Annotated in this window: 6 protein-coding genes; 1 reads left to right on the plus strand and 5 read right to left on the minus strand. The window is 64.9% G+C overall.

From position 1 onward, the window contains the following. Positions 1-192: 192 nt before the first annotated feature. The 5 genes from AC6EH9_RS19940 to AC6EH9_RS19960 form a co-directional block, all read right to left on the minus strand. Positions 193-603, minus strand: a complete 411-nt coding sequence (locus tag AC6EH9_RS19940; protein WP_498425433.1) for a single-stranded DNA-binding protein — start codon at positions 601-603, stop codon at positions 193-195. Between the two features lie 442 nt (positions 604-1,045). After that, a complete protein-coding gene (locus tag AC6EH9_RS19945) occupies positions 1,046-1,228 on the minus strand; it encodes a hypothetical protein (protein WP_498425434.1) in 183 nt (60 codons plus the stop codon). 79 nt (positions 1,229-1,307) lie between these two features. After that, positions 1,308-1,655 (minus strand): hypothetical protein, encoded by a 348-nt coding sequence (locus AC6EH9_RS19950; RefSeq protein ID WP_498425435.1) that lies wholly within the window; start codon positions 1,653-1,655, stop codon positions 1,308-1,310. 90 nt (positions 1,656-1,745) lie between these two features. Further along, positions 1,746-2,159 (minus strand): DUF6228 family protein, encoded by a 414-nt coding sequence (locus AC6EH9_RS19955; protein WP_498425436.1) that lies wholly within the window; start codon positions 2,157-2,159, stop codon positions 1,746-1,748. A 45-nt stretch (positions 2,160-2,204) separates the two neighbouring features. Then, positions 2,205-3,116, minus strand: a complete 912-nt coding sequence (locus AC6EH9_RS19960; protein ID WP_498425438.1) for a tyrosine-type recombinase/integrase — start codon at positions 3,114-3,116, stop codon at positions 2,205-2,207. A 70-nt stretch (positions 3,117-3,186) separates the two neighbouring features. On the opposite strand from AC6EH9_RS19960, the gene AC6EH9_RS19965 reads away from it, so the two are divergent. Next, the coding region (locus tag AC6EH9_RS19965) for a DUF2750 domain-containing protein (protein ID WP_498425439.1) at positions 3,187-3,585 on the plus strand (399 nt) is incomplete at its 3' end.

Consider the following 3,585-nt stretch of genomic DNA (forward strand, 5'->3'; position numbering starts at 1 on the left):
CACGGCACAATGACCAACACCGAAGTGGCCTAACTTTCAAAGAGCAGAACCGGCCCAACATTCGGGGAGCGTTGACAAGCAGGCCTCATCGGGCCCTAGAGTCAGCCAGTTGATCGGGCTCTCAGGGATATCCGTGTCCGCCGGGTCGAACTCGGAGCCCGCTTCGGGTCGCGATATGGGCACGACGCGGCCTCACAGGCCGATAGCGGGCGGCGCCGTGGTGACGCTCGGCTGCGTGGGCGCCCCTTGTCGGCGCTGGACCTCGTACTTGGTGCGCTGGGTGTCGTGACCGACGCGGCGTGCGATGAACTCGTCCCGAATGACGCTGGTTCCGTTTGCCTCGATCTCGTACTCGTGGACGTAGCCACTGGCCAGGAACGAGTCGCCCTTCTTGAACCGCTCATAGGCCGTGAGGGCGGCGTCGTTGAAGAGGACGAGGTCGTGGAATGTCGGATCAAGCCTGGTGAAGCTGCCGTCGACCTCCTTGCGGTAGTGCTCGCAGCCCACCCGGGCGTGGAACCGAGCGGCGCCGGAGCTGGAGAAGTGGAGGTCGGGGACGGTGGCGATGAAACCGGCCAGGCTCATCTGCGTGGGTATCGACATCTCGGGACTCCCTAGGGATGAGGGGCGCCGCGACCGGCGACGGCTGGTGTGAGAGAGGTGTCGCGAAGGCCCCAACTCAGGCAGCACAGCGGGCCATGGGAACGCCCCATCGGTCAACGAACTGTCTCCGGACGTACTCGACCGCGTGGCGGCGCTAAGACGCACCGGGCCTACGCGCGGATCGCGGCTGCTTGTTGTATTGCTCCTAGGTCCGATCCTGGCGAGGCTCGGACCAGGCGCCGGGTTCGTCGCTCTCATCGCGGCTGCCCACGCTGGTCGTGTGGCTCTCGTGGGCGAGTGACCGTTACGGGGATGGGCTGTCGCGCCAAGCCTGGAACTTCGCGTGCTCACCAGACCCGTACGTGTGGAGGTCGCTGGTTGTCCTGTCGACAACCAGCGGACAGGTGCCCACCACCTGGTCTGAGAAGGCTCGCGTCCTGAGCTACCTGCGGGCGGCGAAGTGAACGATCCATGCCCGTGAGTGCGTCTCGATCTCGGTGACCACGTACTCGTCATCTGGGTCGTGCGACGTTGCCTGAGGGTGCTCAAGCCTGTTCGGTGCCAGGGCGCTGTTCCATCCGGCGAGTTCGCCTTCGGCGATGCGTCGGGCGTCGTCCACGTCCACACCGCCCAGTGTATGAAAGGACGGACGGCACGTCCGTCCATCGGCAGTTCCGCGCGCCATCAGCGGCACGACCGGACGGTTACGGCAGCGCCAGCAGGGCGGCGGTCGCCAACTGACGGACGTGTGCCCACTCATCTGCTTCATGCAACTTCTCGAGCGTCCAGAGATGCGCGTTCGCATCCTCGCTCATAGTCGCTAGCGCCTTGTCGACGGCAGCAAAGGCCGGAACGGAGTCGGCTGGCACCCACCCTGCCTCGACCCACTGCGACAGCAGTAGATGTCCGTCCTCAAACTCCAACGCCAGTTCATCCACCGGCACCTCAATGCTGAGGGACGCCAACCAGGCCGCCTGCTGTGGTGCCGGTAGCGCAAGGACGGCGGTTGCTCGAACAAACGAGGCGAGTTGCTTGGGGGGAGGCACGTCCACGCGCTGAGTATCCACCAACGGTCGCGCATCGGCAGTTCCGCGCCCGATCAGCTCACCGACAGGTAGACCTTTGCGCAGTGAGCGGATGTTCTATTGGGTCGGTCCCTGGACCAGAAAAGCCACATCGGTCGCTGCGTTGCTGAGGGCCTCACCCGCATTTAGCTGGACCGCCGCCTGCACTTTCCATCCGTCTGGCACGGTCGACTCCCAAAGCGTGATGTGCAGGTTCACATGCCCGTCGTGAGTCGCCTGGATTCGCAGGTCGCCCTCGATCGATTCGAAGACGTGCTCACCTTGCCAGCCGCGCCATTGATCAGCGAGGTCAGCGAAGAAGGTGGCCAAGTGGGCGAACCCGCCCGACCATCCTGCGTATACCTGACGGCTGGCGTTGAAGTCGGGCCCACTCAGGGTGACTGAGAGGTAATCAGCGGGAAGGGCTCCAGCGAACTGCGGGTCCGAGAAGGTCAGCGTCCTGCCTGCGCTTCCGATGACCACGGGTTCCATGTCCACATCATTGCGGACACGTCCGCTCATCGGCATGAGCGCCCATCATGTCGCCGAGGCCATGAAGGCGGCGAGGATGTAGTTGGGGTGCCGGTCGAGGTTGTTGCGGGCTCGGTCGTAGCGCATGGTGGTTCGGGGGTCTGCGTGGCGGGCGGCGATCTGTACGTCGCGAAGGTCGACGCCGGCGTCCAGCATGGTGGTGACGAAGGTGTGGCGAAGCATGTGCGGGTGCATGCGAGCTGTCGTGACGCCGGCGGCGATGGCTAGGTGGCGAAGTCGCCGGGTGGCGGCGTGACGGTCCATGCGTGCCCCGGCTCGGTTGCGCAGGATCGGTCCTGCAACGCGGCCGTCGACGGCACGGTCGATGGCGCGAGCTACGGCTGGCGGTAGCGGCACCAACGCGGGTTTGTCGCCTTTGCCGAGGATCTTGAGGACCCGATGGCCGCGCGCTTCGCCGAGTGCCGTGATGTCAGTACCCGTCGCCTCGAAGACGCGAAGCCCTAGAAGTCCGAGCATGGCGACTAGAGCGAAGTCGTTGAGATTCGCGGAGTCACGTCCTGCGGTGAGCATGGCCTCGAACTGAAGGTGGCTGAGTCCCAGGGTGGGTGACTCAGCAGGGACGTGCGGACGTCGGACGTACTCGGCGGGCGAGTGCTCGAGGACGCCGTCGATGACGCACGTGCGGTAGAAGGTCGCGAGTACGGACAGACGTCGCGAGACCGTTGAGGGCTTCAGGCGTCGCACTTCTTGCAGCCAGCGAAGGTAGAGCTCAACGTGGCCGCGTTGGGCCTGGAGGGGCATCAAGTCCCGGCTGACGCACCATCGCAGGTAGGCGTTGAGGTCGGAAGCGGTGTGTGCTCGGCTCTGCCCTTTGTAGCGAGCCAGGTGCGCAGCTACGGCCAGCCGCAGCATCGGGTCGTCGGCCACTGGGCGTGCCGGGAGGGTGTCGGTATCCATCTGTCCACCAGGCCCCGGCCAGATGCCCTGCGTCAACGAATCAGTCAGCGCCGCGGCGACGGATCACTTGATGCCCATGGGCATCGACTGGATGCTCCAGCCGATGAGTTTGTGCACTCACACCAGCGATCATGCATCGCTGCAGCCCGCCGCGCCCGCAGCGGCATGTCCGGATGTTCTTCGGGGAGCTTCCGCTGTCCTGCATCATGGGTCGATGTCAGTCAGTGCCGCTCAATCCGACGCGTTCTACAGAGAAGTCCTCCAACGAGACGAGGTCTGGGCGATCCGCGACGATGAAGGCTTTCCAGCCCCGCTGTCCGACGGCAAGCGAGCCATGCCCTTCTGGTCCGCCAAGAGCCGCGCCGAACTGATCGTCGCCGAGGTCGAGGCGTTGAATCGCCCCGGGTCTGGTGGAGGCTCTCAATCCATGGAGGATGAGAGTCATGGCAGCACCAAGGAAGTACCCCGA

It is taken from the genome of Nocardioides sp. Z21_20 (assembly GCF_059766585.1).

What these genes read in the sequence shown, in the direction of transcription:
- AC6EH9_RS19960 (WP_498425438.1), bottom strand. Translation starts at nt 3,116, where the DNA reads ATGGATACCGACACCCTCCCGGCACGCCCAGTGGCCGACGACCCGATG.
- AC6EH9_RS19940 (WP_498425433.1), bottom strand. Translation starts at nt 603, where the DNA reads ATGTCGATACCCACGCAGATGAGCCTGGCCGGTTTCATCGCCACCGTC.
- AC6EH9_RS19955 (WP_498425436.1), bottom strand. Translation starts at nt 2,159, where the DNA reads ATGGAACCCGTGGTCATCGGAAGCGCAGGCAGGACGCTGACCTTCTCG.